The sequence below is a fragment of the Variovorax sp. 20P10.2.4 genome, assembly GCF_058244205.1.
This window is the reverse complement of record NZ_JBZAYE010001032.1, coordinates 1-1702: the sequence shown is the minus strand read 5'-3', so window position 1 is coordinate 1702 and position 1702 is coordinate 1. Positions and strand designations below refer to the sequence as shown.

2 protein-coding genes and 1 pseudogene are annotated in these 1702 nt (G+C 73.9%); 2 read left to right on the top strand and 1 reads right to left on the bottom strand.

Going from position 1 to position 1702, the window contains the following annotated elements; genetic code table 11:
• Window positions 1-368, bottom strand: a pseudogene (locus AC27VN_RS40730) (MFS transporter); the annotation flags it as partial.
• A 78-nt stretch (window positions 369-446) separates the two neighbouring features.
• Here AC27VN_RS40730 and AC27VN_RS40725 point away from each other — a divergent pair.
• Window positions 447-1349 carry a LysR substrate-binding domain-containing protein gene (locus AC27VN_RS40725; protein ID WP_490880400.1) on the top strand — a complete coding sequence of 301 codons (903 nt, stop codon included), beginning with the start codon at window positions 447-449 and terminating at the stop codon, window positions 1347-1349.
• Window positions 1350-1412: 63 nt separating this feature from the next.
• Window positions 1413-1702: MFS transporter (locus AC27VN_RS40720; protein WP_490880399.1), on the top strand; the 290-nt coding region annotated here is incomplete at its 3' end.

The following is a 1702-nucleotide window of genomic DNA, read 5'->3' as shown; positions in this document are numbered from 1 at the left end:
CCCCAGAGCAGCCGCAGCGGCAGCAGCGCCCACAGCCCCGAGAGCGTGGCATAGCCGAGGCAGCACAGCACCGCGCCCGCGACGGCCAGCGTGCAGGTGCGGCGGTCGCCATGGCGCGCGTAGAAGTCGGCCACCCAGCCATAGCCGGCGATGCGCACCAGCCGGTTGGCCGCGAGCAGCAGCCCCGCCTCGGCGAGCGTGACGCCGAACTGCGCGGCATACATCGGCAGCAGCAGGTAGAGCACCACGTCGCCCGGCAGCGCGAGCCCGAGCGAGAGCGCGGCGTGGCGAGAGTTGCGGTCGGTGGTGGAGACGGGGGCCGCGAGGGTGGCGGGGACGGAAGCGGAGCGGCGGGAAGAAGATGACATCGAGCCCGCATCGTGCGCCCGCGGAGGCCGCGCCGACAAACGACATTAACGCGCCGCATGCGTGACAAAATCGCACGCATGCCGTCCCGCGAGCCTCCCCTGAACGCCGTGCGCGCCTTCGCGGCCGCGGCGCGCCACCTGAGCTTCACGCGCGCGGCGCACGAACTGCATGTCACCCACAGCGCGATCAGCCGCCAGATCAAGGGCCTCGAGGCCTTCCTCGGTGTCGCGCTGTTCGAGCGCCGCATCCGCCAGGTCGCGCTGACCGCCGAGGGCCAGCAGTTCTTCGCCGAGGTCGAGCCCGCGCTGGCGCAGATCGGCGCCGCCGCGCGTGCCTTGCAGGCGCAGGGCGCGGCGCGCACGGTGCGCATCAACGTGCGGCCCTCGTTCGCGGTGCGCTGGCTGATCCCGCGCCTGCCCTCCTTCGTCGAGCGCCATCCGGACATCGAGCCGCAGGTGGTCACGAGCACCGTGATGCCCGAGCAGGCGGCCGACAGCTTCGACATCGCGGTGCGCCGCGGGCTCGAGGGCTGGCCCGGTGCGGTCGCGGTGCAGCCCTTCCTCGAGGACGAGGTGCTGGTGGTCGGCGCGCCCGCGCTGTTCAAGGCCCATCCGCTGCGCGACCTGCGCGCGCTGGCCGCGCACGTGCAGCTGTCGGCGCGCACGCGCAAGGAGGACTGGGAGGCCTGGAAGAAGCAGGTCGGCGCGCCGCGCGTGCGGCCGGCCGGACGGCTGCAGTTCGACCATCTGCACTTCGTGCTGCAGGTGGCCGTCGACGGCCTGGGCATCGCGCTCGCGCCGACCTCGCTGGTGTCGCACGACCTGGCTTCGGGCCGGCTGCACTCGCCGCTGCCCGCGCTGCGCATGCGGCTCGAGCGCTACTACTACGGGCTCGCGCCGGGCGCGGCGCCCGAGGCGCGGCAGGTGGCGGACTGGTTCGAGGACATGCTGCTGGCGCAGCAGGCCGAAGCCGTGGGCTGAGGCCCGTCTTCACGGGTCCGTTTTCGGCCAGCCCGAGGCGGGGCGGTCCACGACCATCGCGTCATGTCCTCCGCCCTGCCCCGTCCCTTTCTCCACCTGGCCCATGCCAACCTCGCGGCGCAGTCGGCCGAGCAGCTCGGCCTGGCCGCGGTGCCGCTGGTCGCGGTGATGGCCTATGGCGCGGGGGCCGCCGAGACCGGGCTGCTCGCGGCCGTGCAGACCCTGCCCTTCCTGCTGCTCGCGATGCCGCTGGGCCTGCTCGCCGATCGCATGCCGCGCCGGCGCCTGATGCTGCGCGCCGAAGTGCTGCGCGCGCTGTCGCTGCTGCTGATGCTCGCCGTGCTGGCGGCGCC

Coding starts and splice junctions, on each gene's coding strand:
- AC27VN_RS40725 (WP_490880400.1), top strand. CDS start 447: ATGCCGTCCCGCGAGCCTCCCCTGAACGCCGTGCGCGCCTTCGCGGCC.